This is a genomic window from Anaerococcus porci, assembly GCF_009696575.1.
Lineage (GTDB): Bacteria > Bacillota > Clostridia > Tissierellales > Peptoniphilaceae > Anaerococcus > Anaerococcus porci.
This window is the reverse complement of the sequence record NZ_VULQ01000004.1, coordinates 140,145-161,575: the sequence shown is the minus strand read 5'-3', so window position 1 is coordinate 161,575 and position 21,431 is coordinate 140,145. Positions and strand designations below refer to the sequence as shown.

The window sequence follows — 21,431 nt, the reverse complement described above, 5'->3', positions numbered from 1 at the left end:
AGAAAATTTTATAAGATACTTTTTCTCAAAATCCTTTACAAAGAAACTAACAAAGCTTACAAAAGAGTCTATCTTTATAAAGATTATTCTGCTTGAGGCGATATTTTAAGATCTAAAAATAAATCGTTATATAAAATTGTGGTCTCTTTCCCCAAGTCTTTAAAGACTTCAAGCTTATTTATAATATCATCATCTGGATAAAGAGTCTTATTCTCACGAGCCTCAGGACTTATTAGTTCCATTGCCTTTTTGTTTGGAGTAGAATACCAAACATAATCAGCATTTTTAGCTGCAACATCAGGTCTTAAAAGATAATTTATTAGCTCATAGGCTCCCTTAGTATTTTTACTTGTTTTTGGAATAACTATATTGTCAAACCAAATATTTGACCCCTCCTTAGGTATGGTATAGGATAAGTTTTCATTTATTTCCTGTGCCATAGCAGCCTCACCTGAGAATGTTATTCCTATATCCGCCTCTTCTTGAGCCATATACATCCTTATCTCATCTGCAAGTAGGGCTTTTACATTTTTCATAAAGGGTACTAGGTCATTTTTAGTCTCTCTTAATATCTTTTCATCTTTTTCATTTAAACTTCTCCCCTTTGCCAAAAGTCCAATTCCAAGGGTTTCTCTTGCCCCGTCAAAGGATAAAATTTCTCCCTCATATTTTTTATCCCATAGCTTTTTCCATGAGTCAAAGTCACTTTCATCATATTTTTTGTTGTTGTAAATTACACCAAAAGAACCCCAAAAATATGGAATAGAATACTTATTGTTAGGGTCATAAGAAAGATTTAAAAATCTTTGGTCTATGTTTGAAAGACCCTTAATTTTAGAATGATCAAGTTTTTTGAGCATACCCTTATCTCTCATCATCTCAACTGTATATTCTGATGGGAAGGCAAGATCATAAGAGGTTTTACCCTGTTCAATCTTTGCCATCATGGCCTCATTTGAATCAAAAGTTTCATATATTATATGATATCCTGTTTCCTTCTCAAAATCCCTTAAAATCTCAGGGTCGATATAATCTCCCCAATTATAAAAGTAGATATTTTTCGAACTTATCCCATCATTATTTGCATTTAATCTATTTTGTCCAAGAATAAGTAGGCTAAGTAAAAGGATGATTCCAATAATAAATTTATATACCTTATTCATAGCTTAGCCTCTTTTCTTTTCTTTGTATTAAATAATATCCAATAACCATAAGTAGGGATATAAGGAATATCAAGGATGATAAAGCATTTATCTCAAGAGAAATACCTGTTCTTACTCTTGAATAAATTTCAACTGAAAGAGTTGAAAAACCTGATCCTGTAACGAAAAATGTTACTGCAAAATCATCAAGAGAATATGTTAGGGCCATAAAAAAACCCGAAAAAATTCCACTTGCTATGTTAGGCAAAATTATCCTATTTAAAATTGTCATATCACTTGCCCCTAAGTCCTCAGCAGCTTTCATCATATCACGATTTAGGGCATATAATCTTGGAAGAACCATAAGGACGACTATAGGTATTGAAAAAGCAATATGTGATAGTAGTACAGAGAAAAACCCCATAGGAATCTTTAAAAGAAAGCTAAATAATATTAGAAATGATGCCCCCATCATTACATCAGGAAGAACCATAAGGACACTATTTAAGCTCAAGACTTTCTTTCTCAATTTGTTCCTTCTCATATAATATATGGAAATCGCCCCAAGAGTACCTATAATAGTTGCTATAAGAGAGGATAAAAGAGCGAGAATTGCAGTATTAAAAACTATATTTATAAGTCTTTTATCTTCAAATACACTTATATAATGGTCAAAGGTAAAGCCTTCAAAGCTTGTCATATTTCCACCACTATTAAAGGAGTAGAAAATCAGATAGACTAAGGGAAGATACATTATTATAAAGACAAATACAAGATATATATTTGAAAACTTAGTTTTTTTATTTCTCATTTTCCACCCCTCTCCTATTTAAGATAGAAATCACTACAAACATCATAAATATTAAGACAAGCCCTATGGTTGAACCCATGCCCCAATTTTGGGTTACAAGATAGTGTTGTTCTACTGCTGTTCCCAAGGTTATAATCTTATTTCCTCCGATTATTCTTGTGATAAGAAAAAGCGATAAAGACGGAATAAAAACCGCCTGAACTCCTGCAACTATCCCATCCATAGAAAGTGGCAAGATTACTTTCCTAAAGGTTTGAATCTTATTTGCGCCTAAGTCTTCGCTAGCTATAATATATTCATTAGGTATAGAATCAATAGACCTAAAGATAGGAAGAATCATAAATGGAAGTTCAACATATGATGCAACCAATATAAAGGCAGGATTTGTAAACAAGATTCCTTCACTAGCAAGACCCAAAAAACCTGCTATGCTACCATTTTTATTAAAAAGTCCTATAAAGGCATAAGCCTTTAAAACAAGATTTATCCAAGTAGGAAGTATTACCAAAAGTAGAATCAAATCTTTGTGCTTGGCCTTTGTCAAAAAATATGAAAAAGGATAGGCCCATAAAAGCGTAAAAGCCGTAATCAAAAAGGCTGTCAAAAATGAATTGAGGGTCATAATTATATAGTTTTTGTTTGAAAAATATGCCCTATAATTATCAAGAGTTAAATTTCCATATATATCATAAAATGATTGGTATAGAAGAAGAAGTATCGGTGCTACTATAAATATCAAAATCCATATATAATAAATAAACGATAATCTTTGGTATTTTTTAGCCATCACTTTCTCCTTGTGCATACTTCTCAATTCTCTTGTCAAAGTCATCTTCACTTTCGTTATAACGCATAACATGTATATTATCTGCCTCTATAGAAATTCCTATATCATCACCTTCTTCAAAAACCTCAGTTGTATGAATCTTCCACCTAAAATCAGATGAATCAAAACAAATAAGCTCATTAAAAACGCCACGAAATAAGATATTATCAATATTTACAACTATGTCAGCATCATTTACAGAAACTATTTTTATATCTTCAGGTCTTATAACAACCTCTACTCTTTCATCTTTTGCAATACCTGCGTCAGAACAGTCAAAAACTTTTCCAGAAAATTCTACCTTGTAATCATCAACCATCCTAGCTTTTAGGATATTACTTTCTCCAATAAACTCTGCTACATAGCGATTTATTGGCTCATCATAGATATCTGTAGGAGGGCCTTGTTGGACAATCTTTCCCTTATCCATTACAAAAATCCAATCACTCATAGCAAGAGCTTCTTCTTGGTCATGAGTTACAAAAACAAAAGTTATTCCAAGCTCCCATTGAAGGTCACGAAGTAGAACTTGCATTGACTTTCTAAGTTTCATATCCAGTGCTGAAAGTGGTTCATCTAGAAGAAGCACATCAGGCTTATTTACTATAGCACGAGCTATAGCAACTCTTTGCATTTGTCCTCCCGACATCTGGGATACCTCACGCTTTTCAAAACCGGATAGGTTTACCATATCTAGAGCTTTTTTTACCTCTTCTCTTATGATTTTTTTGTCGGTCTTTTTTACCTCAAGACCAAATGCCACATTGTCATATACATTCATATGGGGAAATAGAGAATAATTTTGAAAAACAGTATTTACAGTTCTCTTATTGGCAGGAACATTACCTACATTTTTCCCATTAATATAAACTTCTCCCTTATTAGGTTCCAAGAAACCTGCTATCAAGTTAAGGATAGTGGTCTTACCACATCCTGAAGGTCCTAAAAGGGTATAAAATTTTCCCTTTTCCAACTCCAAATCAATAGACTTAAGGATTTCATCATCATCATAAAACTTTGAAACTCCCTTAAGCACAACTGAGTACTTATCAAAATTTTCACTCATATAATCACCCCTTTTTTCATAATAAAAAGTATACCATAAATAAATCGAATATATTACACATAAACATCTTTTATTAAAAATATATAAATAATCTTATAAAAGTTAAATAATAGCTTATATGCTTTTGAAATTTCCTAAAGATGCACTAATAGATGAATATAGGATTGAGGACAGGTAGCTTGAAAGCTTATTTTTGCTTAAAATCTCATCATTGGAGAAATAGTCAATAATTATACTTGCTATAGCTCCAGCATACATTTTAGAAAGAAAATTTTTATAATCATCTGGACAATTATAACCTAACTTTTTTTCGATATTTTCTATCAATATAGAAGTTACTTCAAAAAAATCATCATAGAAAAACTTCTTAAGACCCTCACTTCCAATAGAATCATAGGCACAATTTAAGATAACTTGATTATTTTCAAGATAATCCATTACAAAAAATATGGCTTTCTTGTAATCCTTACTTAAGTCAAACTCCTTAACTACATGTACTGCCTCATCTTCCAACATCCACTTAAATAAGTCTTCTATACTTTCAAAATGGTAATAAAAAGTTTTTCTATTTACATCACAAACTCTTACTATCTCTGATATAGATATCTTACTTAGACTTTTTTCTTTCATAAGTTTTTTAAGTCCCTTAGCAAATTTCTTTTTTGTATTATAAGATATTTCTTCATTTTTCATATTATCACCTTTATTTATTATACAATTATCCCAAATCTTTTCTAAAATAATTTATGGTCAATTTTTATAATCTTGTCCTATATCACTCACTTGTATATAAATTGACCATTTTAAATTAGATTTAAAATCCTATAATACAAATGTATAAATAGAAAAGGAGTAGTTTAATTTAATGAAAAAAATATTTAAAGAAATTATAAAACATCCAAGGGCTGTTATCCTATCTTTTTTTCTCATGATAGGCATATCTGTCTTTTTTTACCCCAGGATTTCGGTAAACTACAATATTAATGATTACCTGCCAGAAGATAGTGACTCAACTCTTGCCCTTGATAAGATGAATAGTGAATATGATGAGCCAATTCCTAATGCTAGGATTATGATTAAAAATGTTAGCATTAATGAGACTTTAGCCTATATAGATAAAATAGAAAATATAAAAGGGGTAGATAGTATAAATTGGCTTGATGATATAGTTGATCTTAAAAAGCCTTTAGATACTTATGATAAAAACTTAATTGATAACTACTATAAAAATAAAAACGCCCTTATAAATGTAAGTATAGATGAAGAAAAAACAATCTCTGCTACAAAAGAGATTAGAAAAATCATCGGCGAAAATAATAATATGACAGGTTCTGCTGTTAATACCGCAGTAGCTACCGAATCTACAGTAAGTGAAATAAGAATTATTACTATTGTTGGAGTTATGTTTATGATATTTGCCTTAATACTTACTACAGAATCTTTTATAGAACCTCTTATTGTAGTAATAGGACTTTTTTCTGCAGTTATTATAAATGCAGGAACTAATATTATTTTTGGAGAAATATCTTTTGTAACTAATGCTGCAGGAAATGTACTCCAACTTGCAGTATCTCTTGATTATTCGGTATTTATCCTACACAGATACAAGGAAGAGAAGAAAAAATACAAGCAACATTTAAAGGCGATGGATGAGGCCTTAAACAACTCTTTTTCTTCTATAATTTCATCAGCATCGACTACTATAATAGGATTTTTGGCCTTATGTTTCATGCGTTTTGGTATAGGACGTGACCTAGGACTTGCCCTTGCGAAGGGTATTACAATCTCCCTTGTAACAGTTTTTACCCTAACGCCAGTTTTAATCCTTTATATGGATAAACTAATAGAAAAAACCGAGCACAGATCATTTGTTCCTTCATTTGAAAGGTTTGGAAAACTTGTAACCAGACATATGTATGTATTTGTTGCGATTTTTGTCATCCTTGTAATTCCATCCTATCTTGCATCAAATTCCAACTCGTATTTTTATGGCTCAAGTAGGATTTTTAATGAAGAAACAAAACTTGGACAAGATACTAAAGAAATAGATGATGTCTTTGGAAAAAATGATAATTATGTTTTGCTACTTCCTAAAGGAGAGCTTGAAAAAGAAAAAGAACTTAGCAAGGAATTAAAAAAAATAAGTGAAATTGATACGATTCTTTCTTATGTTGATACAGTTGGAGAAACCATCCCATCTGAGTTTTTAGATAAGGATATAGAAGAGAAATTCAACTCTAAAGACTACACAAGAATGATTATATCTGTTAAAGCAGACTTTGAAGGTGAAAAAACAACAAAACTTATAGAAAAGATCCAAAGTAAAATAAGTAAATATTACAAAAATGACTACCACCTAGTTGGAGAAGGAATCTCTACTGATGATTTGAGAAAAACTATAACAGAAGATATGAAAGTGGTTAATATAATAGCAATAGTGGCAGTATTTATAGTCCTACTTTTGACAGAAAAAAGTATATCTATACCAGTTATATTGGTTCTTGCTATAGAAACAGCTATATTTATAAACCTATCTATCCCATATTTCATGTCATCTACAGTGTTTTATATCTCTTATCTTATAATATCTACAATACAACTTGGGGCGACTGTTGACTATGCTATATTGTTTACTGAAAGATATTGTGAAACTAGAAAAATTTATAATAAAAAAGAAGCTATAATAGAAACTATTAAATCTTCCACAGTATCAATTCTTACATCAGCATCAACCCTTACAGTTGTAGGCTTCTTACTTGGAAAGTTATCAAGTCATGGAATTTTATCCCAATTAGGATATTTTCTAGGTTTTGGTACTTCAATTTCTCTAATAATAGTTTTATTTGTCTTACCAGGACTTTTATCCATATTTGATAAAATAATACAAAAAACATCAAAAGATTTAGACTTTAAGGAGGTCGTATGAATAAAAAATTAACATCCCTTGTTCTAGCTATCGCCATAGTAGGCACAAGCATAAGTCCAGCTATTGCAAGTGAGGAAAACAAAAAAGAAGAAGTTGTCTACATTAACACTAAAGAGAATGGAGATGTAGATAAAATGAATGTTGTAAATATATTTTCTAAAGGAAATGTAGTCGATTATGGAGATTATGATGAGGTTAAACTTCTAAATTCCAACAAAAAAATAGAAAATAATAAAGGAGAGATAAAGTTCGAAGCTGATAAAGAAAGAACCTACTACCAAGGTGAACTTAAAAACAATCAATCTCCTTGGGATATAGTTATAAAATACTATTTAAATGATAAAGAAATAGATGCAAAAGATATAAAAGGTAAAAATGGTAAAATTAAAATCAGAATAAAAATCAGTAAAAATACAAGTGTAAAAAATGACTATTTTGATAATTACGCCCTTCAAGTAAATACAAAGCTTGATACAGAAAAAATAGAAAATATAAATGCAGAAGGAGCAACACTTGCAAATGAAGGCTCGAATAAATTAATAACATATACTGCTCTTGCTGGTAAGGGGCTTGATAAGGAGATTACATTTGATGCTAAAGATTTTTCCTATCCTGGTTTTTCAATAAATGCTGTTAAACTTTCACTTGATGTAGATATAGATAAGGGTGATATAGATAGTAAAATCAACGAACTAATTGATGCTACAAAACAGCTAAATGATGGATCTAATGACTTAGATAACAAATCAGACGACTTAAAATCAGCTTCATCAGCCCTAAACGATGGTATGGAAAATCTTTCTAGGGGAAATTCCGACTTTTCAAAAGGAGTAGATACACTATATAAATCTATAAGTACGGTTCAAAATGGGCTAACAAGCCTTAATAATAAGTCTGAATCTTTAGTAAATGGATCAAATGAAGTTCAAAATGCCCTAAATGAAATCGAAAAGTCTTTAAATAATATACCAACAGACTCAGATAGGACAGGGGAATTATCAAAAGCCTCAAGCGATATAAGGGATGGAATAAAAACACTTGATGAATCTCTATCATTGGCAATTGATGCAACAAATCCTAAAAGCTATCAAAACACTTTAAAAAGTAAGGGACTTGACCAAGAAAAACTAAGGGCTTCAAACGATCAAGCAATTGGAGAGATAGATGAAACTATAAAATTATTAAAACAACAATTAGCCTTAGCTGAACTTAATAATACTTCTGAAAACAAAGAGAATAATCAAAACAAGGAAAATAATCAAAATAAGGAAAATAACACCAAAAATATTCCAAGTGAAAATCCTAATTCAGGTAATAATAAAGAACAAAGTCCTCAAAAAGATGAAAATAAAGATACAGATAAAGAAAAGGAAAAAACACCAGGCGAAAATGATGACAATATAAAAAGTAATGATGATAATAAAGAAAGTGAAAATATAAAAACCAAGGCCATAACTGCTATTAAAACTTCAAATCAAAATGCTGATATGATAAGGCAACAAATATATATGCTTGAAAATACTAAAAAACTTCTACAAGCAAATAACGCCAATATAGATGGTACAAATGTCTATCTTAAAGGAGTAAACGATTCATTTTCTCAAATAAAAAATGGAGCAAACATATTAAATACAAACTATGAAAAATTTGATAAAGAAATCCAAAATATTTCATCAAGATTAACTGAACTTAAAATCCAAAGTCAAAGATTAAGTGATGCTATAAGAAAGCTTAATGCTAACTATAAGCTCTTAAATCAAGGAATCATATCCTACACATCTTCCCTTGCTAAGATAGAAAGAGGAAATATGCAAATCTTAAAAGGAGTTGAAGACCTATCTACTGCAAATTCAAAACTTGTTAAAGGATCTAATGACTTAAAAGATGGTACAAATAAGCTAAATGAAGGTATAAACCAGTATACCGATGGTGTTGGTAAGCTTAATAATGGAATAAATGAATTCTATAATGAAACTTCTGGTATGGACAAAGATCTAAATAAAAAAATTGATGAGATAAAAAAATCCTTAGGAGATAAAAACACTCCAACCAAATCATTCTCATCAGACAAAAATGGTGAAATAAAAAGTTTACAATTTGTAATCCAAACAGAAAAAATCGAAAAAGAAGAAGAAAAAACTGAAAGTATTAAAGAAAAGAAAGAAGATAAAAACTTTATAGAAAAATTTAAAGACCTATTTAAATAGAAACAAAACAGGGACTTTTGCAGAATAAATTAATTGTTTAAAAATTATTACAAATTTCTCCACAACAATTTGGACTCCATGAGCCGGCAGGCTATTCTCAAATTGTCTATGAGTAACTTGTAATTATTAAACGTTAGAAATTCATAATTTTGCAACATTTCCTTTTTTTATTTGACCACTTATCCTAATATTTTTGCCACTTGTCCAAAATATGATGAAAATTAAATTATAGGTCTTATAATAATATCAAGATATATATATCAAATATTTTAAGGAGGTTAGTTTGAAAGTTGAGATAATCATAGATAAGTCACTAGATGATACCTTGGTAAAAATATATACACCTTCCTATTCCAAAGATATAGAAAGTATTCAAAAGTCACTTGAAAATTTAAATAAAAATGTCCTAGTGGGTTTTAAAGATGGTGAGGTCTATATACTTGATTATAAGGACATAGTAAGATTTACTACAAATGATAAGAAAATATATATAGAAACTTTAGATAATAGATTTATGACAAGGCTTAGACTTTATGAAATAGCAGAGAGGGTAGATAATAAGTATTTTTTAAAGATATCTAGGTATGAAATTATAAATATAGAATATGTAAAAAGACTAGACCTATCCTTTAAAGGAACTATAGCAATAGAATTTAAAAATGGAGAAGTTTCATATGTGTCTAGAAGGTATTTGAAAGAATTTAAAAAAATGTTAGGATTTTAGGAGGATATTATGAAAAAATTTTTTAAATATATTATTTCTTTTGTAATCGGAGTTGGTATAGGTAATTTGATTGAACTATTTATATCAATGCTACTAGGAAAGCTTATGGTAGGTGTACCAGAATTTGTAAATAGTCAAAGTTCACTTCTTAATGCAAAAATAATTGAAACAATCCTATATGGTGGTTTTGGAATAGTGGCAAATTTTCTCGGAGGAAAAATCACCTATGAAAATTTAAGTAAAAATACCATAATTCATTTTCTAGGAATGGTTATTTACTTTTCTATAACAGGCTTATATCTAAAATGGTTTGCTTCAATATCAAGTCTTATAATACCATTAGTAAGCTTCACTCTTATATATGCACTTATATGGTATATAATCTATAGGACGGAGAAAATGGAGGTTCAAAAGATTAATAAAAAATTAAATGAAATTAACAAAGAATAAACAACAAAATAGTGAGAGTATATGAAAAGTTTGGTGTATCAACCTAAATCCTTATAAGAAGGTAAGGGTTGATACATTTTTATGTATCAATATTTATCCATTCCCATGAAATAGAACTTAACTTAATTTTACTTAAGCTAATAAGCCGTCAAAATTTATGAAAATTTGCAGATATTTTATATACTTTCTACTTTTTTCTAGGATATAATTATTTGAAAATATTGTTTTGCTTCTGCTTTTTTGGAATATTAAAATGGGGCTATTGCAGAATGAATTAATTGTTCTAAAATCATTACAACGAAAATTTTCTCAATGAACTCAGCCTATTTTCAAATTATCTATGGCTTACTTGTAATGATAGAGTGTTAGAAATTCACAATTTTACAACAGTCCCATTTTTTATCTATAAACTATTTTACAATTTTTAGCTTGTTTAACTAATTATCAAATTTTTCAATAAATAGATTTACTATATTGTCTATATTAAATCCTAACTCTTTAGTAACTTCCTCACCTTTGCCTGAAATTCCAAAGTCATTTATAGAAACATTTATTCCTTTGTCACCTGTAAATTCACTCCAACCAAATGATGAAGCCATTTCTATACTTATCCTATTTTTAATATTTGATGGCAAGATTTTTTCCTTATATTCTTTATCTTGTTTTCTAAATAATTCCATTGAAGGCATACTTACTACTCTTACATATTTGCCTTTTTCTTTTAATTTTTCTTGTGCTTTTAGAGCAAGATCTACTTCTGAACCCGTTGCTATAAGTATTCCATCAACTTTTTCACTGTCTTTTATTATATAGGCTCCCTTTTCGATTGTTTCAATTTCCTCTGTTTCTTTTAGATTCTTTAAATTTTGGCGTGATAGAACTATCACTACTGGACTTTCTTTGCTCTCTAGAGCTATTTTCCATGATAGCCTTACTTCATTCGCATCTGCAGGCCTTAATACTATAATGTTTGGAATAGATCTTAACATAGCTAATTGCTCTACTGCTTCATGCGTAGGACCATCTTCTCCAACTGCTATAGAATCATGGGTAAATACATATGTTAGTGGTAGTTTTGAAAGGGCTGACAATCTGATTGCAGCTTTTAGATAATCTGCAAATACAAAAAATGTAGATACATGATGGAAGCTACCCCCATGAGCTATTATTCCATTACCAATCGCTGCCATTGCAAATTCTCTTACTCCATACCAAATATTTCTACCTTTTGGATCATCTTTAAAAGATTTTGATTTCTTTATATCTGTTTTATTAGATGAAAATAGATCGGCACTTCCACCCCAAAAGTTTATTTCATTTTTGGCTATATCCTGAATTATTTGTCCACTTGATGCCCTACTTGCTAGAGCATCCATTTTTGAGTCATATTTCTTTACATTTCTAAATAGATTTTCATCAATTTTTCTTTCAATTCCATTTATTAGTGATTTGTAGTTGTCTGGAAAGTAAATTTCATATTGGCTTAAAAGTTCATTCCATTTTTTGTTTTTTTCTTTTCCCCTTTTTATTATTTCTTCTTCAAACTTTTTATATACTTCTTCTGGTATTTTGAAGTCTTCATATTCCCACTTATAAGATTTTTTTGCAAAGTCAAAGTCTTCTTTTCCTATAGGTGCCCCATGAACTTTATTTGTACCTTGATTTTGAGAACCATAGCCAATTATTGTTTTTATCTCTATTAGGCTTGGCTTATTTTCTTTTTTAGCATCTTCTATTGCCTTGTATATATCCTCTAGATTTTCTCCATCTTCAACTTTGATGTAATTCCAGTTAATAGATTCCATTCTTTTTTCTATGTCTTCTGAGAAAGATGTTGATAGATTTCCATCTAGGCATATATTATTAGAATCATATAATACTATCAGCTTATCAAGTTTTAAATGCCCTGCAAGGCTCATAGATTCATAGGATATTCCTTCCATCAAGTCACCATCTCCACATAAAGCGTAAGTATAGTGATCAATTATTGGAAATTCTGGCTTATTATATAAGGAAGCCATATGTTTTTCAGCAATTGCCATTCCTACAGCATTAGCAATTCCTTGTCCTAGAGGACCAGTTGTGACTTCTACTCCATCTGTATGCATCCTTTCTGGATGACCTGGAGTTTTTGATCCTATTTGTCTAAAATTTTTTAAGTCGTCTATGCTTAAGTCATATCCTGAAAGGTGAAGTAGTGAATATAGCAAGGCAGAGCCATGGCCTGCTGATAAAACAAATCTATCTCTATTAAACCATGAAGAGTTTTTTGGGTTTACATTTAAGATTTTGTTCCATAGAACATAGGCCATTGGTCCTGCTCCCATTACTATGCCTGGATGACCACTATTGGCTTTTTCTATTTGTGCTATTGATAGGCTTCTTACTGCAGAGACAGCTAAAGCATCGTTTTTATCAAACATATCTTTCTCCTACTTTTCTCTTTTAACAAAGTTATCCCAGTCTTTTTTGAAATTTTCTATTCCTTGACTTGTTAGTGGGTGGGTCCACATTTTCTCAAATAATGTTCCTGGTATTGTTGCTATATCACTTCCTGCTAAGGCTGCTTCTTCTAGATGTTTGTTTGTTCTTATTGATGCTGCTATTATTTCACTTTCAAGTCCATAGTTTTCTAGAACTTGTTTTAATTTATAGATTAGTTCTACTCCATCTTCTCCCATATCGTCTATTCTTCCTATAAATGGTGATATATAGCTTGCTCCTGCTTTTGCTGCCATTAGTCCTTGGCTTACTGAGAATATTAGGGTACAGTTTGTCTTTATCCCTTCTTTTGAAAGGGTGTTTATTGCTTTTAGACCTTCTTCTGTCATTGGTATCTTTACTACTATATTTTCTGCCCATTTTGCTATTTCTCTTGCTTGTTTTACCATCTCATCATATGTGTAGCTTGTAACTTCTGCTGATATTGGGCCATCTACTATTGATGCTATTTCTGTTACTACTTCTTTGAAGTCTCTTCCTTCTTTGTTTATTAGTGAGGGATTGGTTGTTACTCCATCACATAGACCTAGGTCATTTATTCGTTTTATTTGTTCGACATTTGCTGTGTCTAGAAAAAATTTCATTTTTTACTCCTTTTATTTTTCTAATAATATTTTACTTAATACCTTTATTAAATATAAGTTAAAATAAAACATTTTATGGAATATTAAGCGATAATCTCTATAATATCGTTTTCTTTAAATGTAGGGAAGCTATTATCTTTAACATGAATAGAGCCTGGTAGTACACTTTCATTCGATCCAATATGAACTGCAACATGTCCTAATTTATTGAAATTATCATTTGCAACTTCCCCAACTTTTTCAATCTCATATTCAATATTATTTATAATAAGCATACCACCAACCTTAAAATATTCTTTAATTTCATCTCTTTTAAAATCAATTATTACACTAAAATCTTTTAATTCAGGTGGAGCTTCTACACCAAAAAGAATAAATATCTTATCGTCTTTGAATTCATTAACTAATTGCCCAACTTCAATTATTTTAATTTTCATTATAAAACTCTCCTTTTTTAATCACATTTATAAACAAATCACTTCATATATAATTACAAACCTACTTAATTTTGTTAAATTTATTTTATTATATCATACAATTAATAACTAGATTTTCAAATGTAAAATATGTTATAATATTACCGAATATATTCAAAAGAGGAGTAATTATGAAACAAAGATTAGATTTGCTAGTAGATGTAGCATCAATGTTTTACGAGAATGATATAACTCAAACAGAAATATCAAAAAAGTTAAAGATTTCCAGACCAACAGTTGCTGCACTTTTACAAGAAGCAAAAAAACAAGGAATTGTTAGAATATCTATTGTAAATCAAAATACCAATTCAGTTAAGATTCAAGAAGAAATAAAACTTAAATATAATGTAAAAGAAGTTATAGTATCTAGCAGTAATTCTATGAATCCTAAATTAGATGTAGGCATTCTGTGTGCAGAATATATAGAAAATAGAAGTAATGAAAACTTAAAAATTGGTATAGGCTTTGGTACAACTGTAAATAGCTTTATAAAAAGTGCAAACTATATTAAAACTAACTTTAAAAGCATTGTACCTATTATGGGCGGAGTTGAATTAGAAAACGAAGCATTACATTCAAATTTGTTATGTTTTACTTTATCTCAAAAATATAGGTGTAAAAGAAGTTTCTTTTATGCTCCAGTAAAAGCTGAAAATCAATCTCAAAAACAAATGTTAATGGATTCAAAATTTGTAAACAAAGCAATTGATAATGCCAAAAGTGTTGACATAGCAATAGTGGGTGTTGGAAATCCTTTAAAAAGTTCAACTTACTTGAAACTAGATTATATTAAAAAGAAAGATCTCAATATACTCAATAAAAATTCAGCAGTTGGAGATATAGTAACTACATTTTTCGATTCTAATACAAAACCAATAAAAACACCTTTAACTGATAATTTTATAGGACTAAATATAAATGATTTAAAAGAAATTCCTGAGGTTGTTGTTTTAGCCAGCGGAATAGAAAAGCTAGACGCTATAAAAGCATTAATTATGAATGATGTTGCTGACACATTTATAATTGATTATGACATAGCAAAAAATTTATTATAAATTTATTCATTCTATTAATATTTCTTTATTAAATAAATATATATTACAGAAAATCCAAACCTCTCCTCATTGCTTCTAATGAGGAGTAGCCCTATTAATCTAGTAATCGAATATTTGCTTGAAAGTATTCTTATTATTTTATCATATCTTCTATTTCATCATTTATTTTTAATGTTATTTGTTATTCTAAGTTTGAAATAAGCCTCATCCTTATTTTTAAACGTTTAAGATTTTGCTATTTCATAAATCTATTATTCTCTTTTTACTTCTATATTATTCCCATTACTATATAAAACTTTTGATAATACTGTGTTTTTATTACTTTTGAAACTTTTATAGTTTAAAATTTTTAGATATAAATTCTAACATTGTATTAAAGAGTGCTTTTTCATTTAATTATTTTTTCTAAACTATATTCCTGTTTTTTATATATCATAGTATCTGTTTTTTGTTATATAATTATATTTTTAGCATTCATTTTCTATGCTTTTCTATCAATTTGTAAGCAGTATTTTTTAGATATAATTACTCCTCTTCCTCCATAATTTCTTTAAAAACTCAGAACAAAGTAGTTTTTAATAACCTTATTATAAACAGAATCATTAATTAAATTTAATAAAATTTTATTATTAATTATAAAATATAATTGATAATTTTATACACATGCTATTTATTAAAAATATTTATCAATCAAGGCTTCAATTGACCTTTATTTTACACAATTATATTGATTTCATCTAAATAGTATTTATATTTAACAACTAAACTATAATATATTAATCGCCTATTATTACAATTTTGCACTTTCTAATTCTCGATCTTGTTTTATCAAAATCAACAAAATATATATATCCCGTTTTCCCGATTGAAAGTTCATTATTTTCAACAGCGAATGTTTCAGATGATCCTATAATGGTCGATTTAATATGAGCATCACCATTCCATAAAGCAGTCTTATCACCATTAGGCAAGTATTCTGATGCATTTGGCCATGACTCAACTGCTTCATAATGAGCTTTTCCAGGATAATTATATCGCTCTGAATCATCATGATCTGGTACTATTTTTTTTAAAGAAGAATTTAAATCATACTGTAAATATTCCGTACCATCTTCAAATTTATCATGTGAATATTCTTCAAAATAAACAGAACACGTAGTATGAGGACTTATTACAACACATATTCCATCTTTTATCTTGCTTTCTTTAATTGCATCTTTTACCATATTAGTAATGTCTGCAAATTTAACCCTTTTCCCTTTCAAATTTAATTCGATTGTTTTTATCTTAACCATATCTAATTCCTATCTTTAACTGCTTTAACAAGAGATTCAACCATATCTTTTAACATTTTTTTAGGATTATCAGCTTTTACAATTCCACTGGTACATCCTGTTCCATCTGCTCCCATGAGTATTGTTCTATATACATCTTTAGCTGAACTTATACCTGCAGCCTGCATAATCAATACATCTTTATTGGCTTTTCTAATAATAGAATTTGTTTTATTAATGTATGACTCATCGCTTACTTTTCCAGTTCCTATTAATTCTGTTGGTTCACATAAAATAATATCCGGATTAAATGTTGCAATGGATCTAGCCTCATCAATACTATCAGCACAGACTATAGTAATAATCCCTAATTGCTTTGCTCTTTTAACTGATCTGGATAAATCTGATATAGATTGTTGATGCTCTGCATGATTTAAAAAAGTAGCCTCTACACCAATATCTTTTAAAGTCTCAGGTACTACTCTACCCATTCCTCGACCTAGCTCTATTTGATCAATGTGTTGAGCTGAAACTTTAATATATTTAAAACAATCTACTAATTCTTTAAGATATATATTAGGACTTGTTACATAAATATCTATTATATCTTTATATTTATTAGCAAGATCATTAGCAACTTTTGATAATTCAAGTGTTTCTTTTCTTAAAAGATAAGATTTCGGATTAAATATAAAAAAAGGTTTCTTTTTTATCATAAATATCTCCTTATTTAAACATAATTGTGTCAAATACATGATAATAATGCTTTAATACATTAATAAAACTAGACTCTGCGACTTGATTCATTTCTGCATAATTATTGGTTTTACTATTTAAAATATCTTTGTGTGCAGCAGTTATAAAGTCGGTATAAATATTTATTTTACTTATACCATTTTTTACACATTTATTTAAATTCTTATCACCAGTCGATGAGCCACCATGAAGAACTAATGGAATATCCACGCTATTACTTATCTCTTTTAGTCTTTCGAAATTTAATTTAGGAATACCTTTATATAACCCATGTGCTGTACCTATAGATACAGCTAATGAATCAACTTTTGTACTAGACACAAATTCAATAACATCTTCAACCTCTGTATAAATAGATTCATTAATTTCATTAGATTCGCTTGTATCATTTGCTCCAACATGCCCCAATTCAGATTCGACAGTAACATTGTATTTATGAGCATAATCAACAACTTTTTTTGTTATTAATATATTCTCTCTAAATGCTTTATTTGATGCATCTATCATTACTGATGTAAATCCTAAATCTATAGCTTTAAAAACAGTCTCTATATCTTCACCATGATCTAAATGCAAAACAATTGGTACTTTTGATTTTTCAGCGTAGAATTTACCTATAATTGCAGCTTCTTCTAATGAAATTAAATTCTTATGTGATTGTGCATATGCAACTATTAATGGCAATTTATAATCTTCTGCAGCTCTAATATAAGCTCTTATACTATTCAAATCTATAAAGTTGGCTGATGGAATTGCAATCTTTAAATCTCTACATTTGTTAAGAATTTCTCTTGAATTTATTAACATATTAGTCTCCTTTCTAATTATCTTATAAATTAATAGGAGCTAAAGTATAACTCCTATTAATAATTATCCTATAAACTCATCTTGAAGTTTTCTTAATTTATACACTGATGTGTTTGTATCGATTTCTGTATTTTCGAAAGTTAGATAAGAATCAGCTGGTATATCTTCTTTTGCTATAGTATCTCCGGTTATTAAACCAATTGGAATATGTTTGTTGTTCATACAATCTTCATGTTTCTCGATAACTCCTCTTACACAATAACCACCAATACCATCGATTATTTCACCTTTTTTAATATCTTTTTTGGTATATGCAACTGTATCAGAAACAGGAATTCCTAAAGGTACTATAGAATGGTCATTATTTAAAACAGCTTTAGCTATAGATATTGGTGTTTCTAATGATGCCAAATGGAAAGGTCTATATAATATATGTCTATCTTTCTCACCTTTTTTCATTAAATAATTTAACTCTTCTTTTACTCCATCATTTTGGCCTTTTACAATAACAAATACTCCTGGGGCTAAACCATCTACATATTCTACAACACCATAGTTATCAAGTACTCCTCCTTCAGATTTTAATTTTAATTGGTCAACAGTTCCATCTAAATCACCAGATATACCATGCATTCCTACTATATCAGGTTTAAATCCTATAGCGTTAGAAAGAAGATTCATTTCAGCCATAGTTTTTGTACCATCTTGAAAAGCGGTTAACATATGTGGATTCATATTCTTTCTATCTGCTTCTTCTCTTGATGTATCCGGATTTGCATGAACTTTTAATTTATTATTTTTACCTTTCCCTGCAACTAATACTTCCATACCCATTGCCTTAGCAAATTCATAAAGTTTGACAACTTCTGCAGGTTCATCACCGTTTGATCCTGTATATACTAATCCAGCAGAATCAAATAATTTTTTCATTATAGATCCAATAGTAATATCTATCTCTACATTTAAAAGAACAAGATTTTTTTTAGCTAAAAGTGATTCTAAACAAACCTTTGCGCCGACTTCAGTGACACCTGTTGCTTCTACAACAACTTCTACTTCATCATTATTAATAACATCTCTGTAATCAGTTGAGGTTAGTATGTCTACTTTATTATCAAGATTTTTATTAAAAGCATCTCTAGCTTTATTTGCCGCTTCCAAGTTTAAATCTGAAATACCAGTGACAATCATTCCTGGAATTGTGGAGATTTGTGCAATCATACCTCTTCCCATTTGTCCTGCACCAATTACTCCTACTTTAATAGGATTTTTTTCTTCTTCTCTTTTTTTTAGTTGATCATATAATGTCATTTTTTACTCCTTTAAATAAAATTATCATATTGTAACTTTTCTATATATAGTATAAAAGCTTTTTTTACATTTGTCAACTTTATTTACAAAAGCAAATTATAATTTTATTTTATATCTCTTATTTGATCATATGCACTGTCAATTGCAATTTTATATTTTTCATATTCTTTTTTTGATTTAATATCAGAAAGATTACAACCTTTAATACTATCTAATTCTTTAAATTTTGAAAATATGCTAATACCTTTTAAAACTTGAGCTTCTAAAATATTTTCATATTTATCAATTATTAATACAAATATTGTTTTATTGAAAAATTTTCTTTTATCTATTCCTATTCCGAAATATCCTGAATTATATTTTTTATATAATGTTTTGATTTTTGTATTATAATATTTCAAATATTTGTATCTAGCAAAAGTTTGTAGTATTGATATAATTATTAAAGCAATTATTATTTTATTCATTCAATTTATTTAAGATACTCCTTACCAATATATTTGGAGAATTTTTAAAATTATCTAAAGTTGAACCTGCAATATGACTAGTAATTGTTATATTATCCAATTTTGTAAATGGATGATCTTTAGGCAATGGTTCTATATCAAATACATCTATTGAGGCAGATGCTATTTTTTTATTAATCAAGGCATCTAAGAGTGCCTTTTCTCTGATCAATCCACTTCTAGCTGTATTTATTATAATTGCAGAATTTTTCATTTTATCGAAATCTTCATAATCTATCATATTTTTTGTTTCTTTTGTCAATCTAGTATGTATAGAAATTATATCCGACCTTTTTAACAACTCATCTTTGCTTACTTTTTCAAATTTCTCTACATTTTCAATATAGTCATCATTAACTATTATCTTAGGTCCAAATGATGACAACAGTTTTGCCACTTCTTTCCCTATTGACCCATAACCTATTAAACCAATAGTTGAAGATTTAATTGATAAAGGTAATGTTCCATTAGGAAATTTTTTCCTCCATTCCCCATTTTTTAAACTGTAATTTGATCTAGCTATATTTCTTGATTCTGATATCATTAAACCTACTGTAAATTCTGATACTGAAATATTAGACCTACCCATAGTATTAAATACTGTGATACCCTTAGATTCAGCGTATTCTTTACATATGTTTTCAGTTCCTCCTCTTAATACTCCTAGTATTTTTAAATTTTTAGCTTTATTAATGATATCTTTTCCTATTGGTGCAAACTGAGTAATTATTATTTCATAATCTTCTAAATTTTTTTTGAAAGATTCTGGCAACTCAATAGCTTCGCTTCCTTCATGTTCGAGCAAAATATTATCATCTTGTAGTGCTTCTAAGCTATCATGATACCAGTTTCTAATATCAATTTGATATCCAATATCCTCTAAAGGTTTAAATCCATCTCTCATCATTTGCTCATTGATAAATAAATCAGCAAATATTAAACATTTTTTCATTTATTTCTCCTCATTTAGAATTAATGATACTCTGAAACTATCTTTTGTTGCGGCTTTTTTGAATGCATCATCAATATCACTGAACTTATATTTTGCTTCTATTAAAGGTTTTACATTTATAGAGTTATTTGATAATAAATCAGCAGCTCTATTAAAATCATATAGCTTTGATCCATATGCCCCATACATATTTAATCTTCTATAATGAATCATATTAGAGTCAACTTTTAATTCTGGTTTTGGGTAACCGGCAGCGTAAAATAAAATTTGTGCATCATAATTCTTAGTCAAATCTAAAGATTGTTGATTTGCCGAACTAGAACCAGCTGCAACTATTGCTATATCGGCTAATTTTTTGTTGAATTTTTCTTTTATCAAATCTTTATATGAGCAATCTTTAGGATTAATAGTATCTAGACTTAATCTATTTGCAACTTTATTTTTCTTTTCATTTGTTCCTAAGATAATTACATTTGCACCTAAGCTTTTTGCATATAATGCATTTAGTATTCCCATAGTTCCTGATCCGATAACAATTACATTGCTTTCGGAATTTATCGTTAATTTATCTATTCCTGCTATTACTGAAGAAAGAGGTTCTACAAAAGCTCCTTCAGAAAAATCTAATTTTTTGGATAGCTTTACAAAAGATTTAGCTTTTCTTTTAAAATAGTCTGCAAAACCAAAGATACCATAAAATTCGCTTGAATAATTTTTTCCAAATTGATCTATATTTTCACAATTTGTAATATAACCTTTTTTACAAGATTCACACACCCCGCAATAATCATATACAATTGCTACATGATCTCCTATTCCAAAAGAATCTCCAACATTTTTCCCTTTAGCTACCACTATACCTGCACACTCATGACCTCCAGCCATAGGGTATCCTTGATGTTCTCTTTTTCCTTGCCATTGTTGATAATCAGTTGTACAGATATTACAAGCCATCTGTTTAACTAAAATCTCATCATCTTCTATAGCACTCATATCTCTAGAAAATAATTCTATTTTATTTTTTTTTGTTAATGCATAAAAATTAAATTTCATCTT

Annotated in this window: 20 protein-coding genes; 5 read left to right on the top strand and 15 right to left on the bottom strand. The window is 29.0% G+C overall.

The window, feature by feature from the left end; translation table 11 throughout:
* Nucleotides 1-83: 83 nt before the first annotated feature.
* The 5 genes from FYJ26_RS04905 to FYJ26_RS04885 form a co-directional block, all read right to left on the bottom strand.
* Nucleotides 84-1,163 (bottom strand): ABC transporter substrate-binding protein, encoded by a 1,080-nt coding sequence (locus FYJ26_RS04905; RefSeq protein WP_154540219.1) that lies wholly within the window; start codon nt 1,161-1,163, stop codon nt 84-86.
* On the bottom strand, nt 1,156-1,953 hold the full coding sequence (locus FYJ26_RS04900) for an ABC transporter permease (RefSeq protein ID WP_154540217.1): 798 nt from the start codon (nt 1,951-1,953) through the stop codon (nt 1,156-1,158). Before FYJ26_RS04900 ends, FYJ26_RS04905 begins: the two co-directional genes overlap by 8 nt.
* Nucleotides 1,943-2,740 (bottom strand): ABC transporter permease, encoded by a 798-nt coding sequence (locus FYJ26_RS04895; RefSeq protein WP_154540215.1) that lies wholly within the window; start codon nt 2,738-2,740, stop codon nt 1,943-1,945. Before FYJ26_RS04895 ends, FYJ26_RS04900 begins: the two co-directional genes overlap by 11 nt.
* Complete coding sequence (locus tag FYJ26_RS04890) at nt 2,733-3,845, bottom strand: ABC transporter ATP-binding protein (RefSeq protein ID WP_154540213.1); 1,113 nt, start codon at nt 3,843-3,845, stop codon at nt 2,733-2,735. Before FYJ26_RS04890 ends, FYJ26_RS04895 begins: the two co-directional genes overlap by 8 nt.
* A 114-nt stretch (nt 3,846-3,959) precedes the next feature.
* Nucleotides 3,960-4,538 (bottom strand): TetR/AcrR family transcriptional regulator C-terminal domain-containing protein, encoded by a 579-nt coding sequence (locus tag FYJ26_RS04885; RefSeq protein WP_154540211.1) that lies wholly within the window; start codon nt 4,536-4,538, stop codon nt 3,960-3,962.
* A 172-nt stretch (nt 4,539-4,710) separates the two neighbouring features.
* Between FYJ26_RS04885 and FYJ26_RS04880 the strand changes: the two genes are divergently transcribed.
* The 4 genes from FYJ26_RS04880 to FYJ26_RS04865 all read left to right on the top strand — a co-directional run bounded on the left by FYJ26_RS04880 (nt 4,711) and on the right by FYJ26_RS04865 (nt 10,152).
* A complete protein-coding gene (locus tag FYJ26_RS04880; RefSeq protein ID WP_154540209.1) occupies nt 4,711-6,771 on the top strand; it encodes an efflux RND transporter permease subunit in 2,061 nt (686 codons plus the stop codon).
* Nucleotides 6,768-8,978: a YhgE/Pip domain-containing protein gene (locus FYJ26_RS04875; protein WP_154540207.1), complete on the top strand. Its 2,211-nt coding sequence runs from the start codon at nt 6,768-6,770 to the stop codon at nt 8,976-8,978. Before FYJ26_RS04880 ends, FYJ26_RS04875 begins: the two co-directional genes overlap by 4 nt.
* Nucleotides 8,979-9,261: 283 nt before the next feature.
* Nucleotides 9,262-9,702, top strand: a complete 441-nt coding sequence (locus FYJ26_RS04870) for a LytTR family DNA-binding domain-containing protein (protein WP_154540206.1) — start codon at nt 9,262-9,264, stop codon at nt 9,700-9,702.
* Nucleotides 9,703-9,711: 9 nt separating this feature from the next.
* On the top strand, nt 9,712-10,152 hold the full coding sequence (locus FYJ26_RS04865; RefSeq protein WP_154540204.1) for a DUF3021 domain-containing protein: 441 nt from the start codon (nt 9,712-9,714) through the stop codon (nt 10,150-10,152).
* A 437-nt stretch (nt 10,153-10,589) separates the two neighbouring features.
* On the opposite strand, the gene tkt is transcribed toward FYJ26_RS04865, so the two are convergent.
* From tkt to FYJ26_RS04850, 3 genes are all read right to left on the bottom strand, one after another.
* Complete coding sequence (gene tkt, locus FYJ26_RS04860; RefSeq protein WP_154540202.1) at nt 10,590-12,575, bottom strand: transketolase; 1,986 nt, start codon at nt 12,573-12,575, stop codon at nt 10,590-10,592.
* Between the two features lie 9 nt (nt 12,576-12,584).
* Nucleotides 12,585-13,238 (bottom strand): fructose-6-phosphate aldolase, encoded by a 654-nt coding sequence (fsa, locus tag FYJ26_RS04855; RefSeq protein ID WP_154540200.1) that lies wholly within the window; start codon nt 13,236-13,238, stop codon nt 12,585-12,587.
* 83 nt (nt 13,239-13,321) lie between these two features.
* Complete coding sequence (locus FYJ26_RS04850; RefSeq protein WP_154540198.1) at nt 13,322-13,675, bottom strand: PTS glucitol/sorbitol transporter subunit IIA; 354 nt, start codon at nt 13,673-13,675, stop codon at nt 13,322-13,324.
* 170 nt (nt 13,676-13,845) lie between these two features.
* On the opposite strand from FYJ26_RS04850, the gene FYJ26_RS04845 reads away from it, so the two are divergent.
* Entirely contained in the window at nt 13,846-14,769 is a 924-nt protein-coding gene (locus tag FYJ26_RS04845; RefSeq protein ID WP_154540196.1) for a sugar-binding transcriptional regulator, read from the top strand.
* A 776-nt stretch (nt 14,770-15,545) separates the two neighbouring features.
* Here the strand turns inward: FYJ26_RS04845 and FYJ26_RS04840 are convergent.
* The 7 genes from FYJ26_RS04840 to FYJ26_RS04810 form a co-directional block, all read right to left on the bottom strand.
* Entirely contained in the window at nt 15,546-15,995 is a 450-nt protein-coding gene (locus tag FYJ26_RS04840; RefSeq protein ID WP_216629217.1) for a YjbQ family protein, read from the bottom strand.
* 71 nt (nt 15,996-16,066) lie between these two features.
* The gene (locus tag FYJ26_RS04835) at nt 16,067-16,759 is read right to left on the bottom strand and encodes a triose-phosphate isomerase (RefSeq protein ID WP_154540192.1); all 693 of its coding nucleotides are present in this window, start codon (nt 16,757-16,759) and stop codon (nt 16,067-16,069) included.
* A gap of 10 nt (nt 16,760-16,769) precedes the next feature.
* A complete protein-coding gene (locus FYJ26_RS04830) occupies nt 16,770-17,606 on the bottom strand; it encodes a class II fructose-bisphosphate aldolase (RefSeq protein WP_154540190.1) in 837 nt (278 codons plus the stop codon).
* Between the two features lie 63 nt (nt 17,607-17,669).
* Nucleotides 17,670-18,917, bottom strand: coding sequence for an NAD(P)H-dependent oxidoreductase (locus FYJ26_RS04825; protein ID WP_154540188.1), 1,248 nt, complete (start codon nt 18,915-18,917; stop codon nt 17,670-17,672).
* A 104-nt stretch (nt 18,918-19,021) separates the two neighbouring features.
* Nucleotides 19,022-19,384: a transcriptional regulator GutM gene (locus FYJ26_RS04820; protein WP_154540186.1), complete on the bottom strand. Its 363-nt coding sequence runs from the start codon at nt 19,382-19,384 to the stop codon at nt 19,022-19,024.
* Entirely contained in the window at nt 19,377-20,375 is a 999-nt protein-coding gene (locus FYJ26_RS04815; RefSeq protein ID WP_154540184.1) for a 2-hydroxyacid dehydrogenase, read from the bottom strand. Before FYJ26_RS04815 ends, FYJ26_RS04820 begins: the two co-directional genes overlap by 8 nt.
* Nucleotides 20,376-21,428 (bottom strand): alcohol dehydrogenase catalytic domain-containing protein, encoded by a 1,053-nt coding sequence (locus FYJ26_RS04810; RefSeq protein WP_154540182.1) that lies wholly within the window; start codon nt 21,426-21,428, stop codon nt 20,376-20,378. It lies immediately after the preceding gene.
* Between the last annotated feature and the right edge of the window lie 3 nt (nt 21,429-21,431).

Excerpts from the sequence above, each read along its gene's own strand:
- tkt (WP_154540202.1), bottom strand. The coding sequence starts at position 12,575 with ATGTTTGATAAAAACGATGCTTTAGCTGTCTCTGCAGTAAGAAGCCTA.
- FYJ26_RS04835 (WP_154540192.1), bottom strand. The coding sequence starts at position 16,759 with ATGATAAAAAAGAAACCTTTTTTTATATTTAATCCGAAATCTTATCTT.
- FYJ26_RS04890 (WP_154540213.1), bottom strand. The coding sequence starts at position 3,845 with ATGAGTGAAAATTTTGATAAGTACTCAGTTGTGCTTAAGGGAGTTTCA.
- FYJ26_RS04845 (WP_154540196.1), top strand. The coding sequence starts at position 13,846 with ATGAAACAAAGATTAGATTTGCTAGTAGATGTAGCATCAATGTTTTAC.
- FYJ26_RS04810 (WP_154540182.1), bottom strand. The coding sequence starts at position 21,428 with ATGAAATTTAATTTTTATGCATTAACAAAAAAAAATAAAATAGAATTA.
- FYJ26_RS04885 (WP_154540211.1), bottom strand. The coding sequence starts at position 4,538 with ATGAAAAATGAAGAAATATCTTATAATACAAAAAAGAAATTTGCTAAG.
- FYJ26_RS04830 (WP_154540190.1), bottom strand. The coding sequence starts at position 17,606 with ATGTTAATAAATTCAAGAGAAATTCTTAACAAATGTAGAGATTTAAAG.
- FYJ26_RS04905 (WP_154540219.1), bottom strand. The coding sequence starts at position 1,163 with ATGAATAAGGTATATAAATTTATTATTGGAATCATCCTTTTACTTAGC.
- FYJ26_RS04820 (WP_154540186.1), bottom strand. The coding sequence starts at position 19,384 with ATGAATAAAATAATAATTGCTTTAATAATTATATCAATACTACAAACT.
- FYJ26_RS04865 (WP_154540204.1), top strand. The coding sequence starts at position 9,712 with ATGAAAAAATTTTTTAAATATATTATTTCTTTTGTAATCGGAGTTGGT.
- FYJ26_RS04900 (WP_154540217.1), bottom strand. The coding sequence starts at position 1,953 with ATGAGAAATAAAAAAACTAAGTTTTCAAATATATATCTTGTATTTGTC.
- FYJ26_RS04895 (WP_154540215.1), bottom strand. The coding sequence starts at position 2,740 with ATGGCTAAAAAATACCAAAGATTATCGTTTATTTATTATATATGGATT.
- fsa (WP_154540200.1), bottom strand. The coding sequence starts at position 13,238 with ATGAAATTTTTTCTAGACACAGCAAATGTCGAACAAATAAAACGAATA.
- FYJ26_RS04840 (WP_216629217.1), bottom strand. The coding sequence starts at position 15,995 with ATGGTAAAAGATGCAATTAAAGAAAGCAAGATAAAAGATGGAATATGT.
- FYJ26_RS04875 (WP_154540207.1), top strand. The coding sequence starts at position 6,768 with ATGAATAAAAAATTAACATCCCTTGTTCTAGCTATCGCCATAGTAGGC.
- FYJ26_RS04815 (WP_154540184.1), bottom strand. The coding sequence starts at position 20,375 with ATGAAAAAATGTTTAATATTTGCTGATTTATTTATCAATGAGCAAATG.
- FYJ26_RS04880 (WP_154540209.1), top strand. The coding sequence starts at position 4,711 with ATGAAAAAAATATTTAAAGAAATTATAAAACATCCAAGGGCTGTTATC.
- FYJ26_RS04850 (WP_154540198.1), bottom strand. The coding sequence starts at position 13,675 with ATGAAAATTAAAATAATTGAAGTTGGGCAATTAGTTAATGAATTCAAA.
- FYJ26_RS04825 (WP_154540188.1), bottom strand. The coding sequence starts at position 18,917 with ATGACATTATATGATCAACTAAAAAAAAGAGAAGAAGAAAAAAATCCT.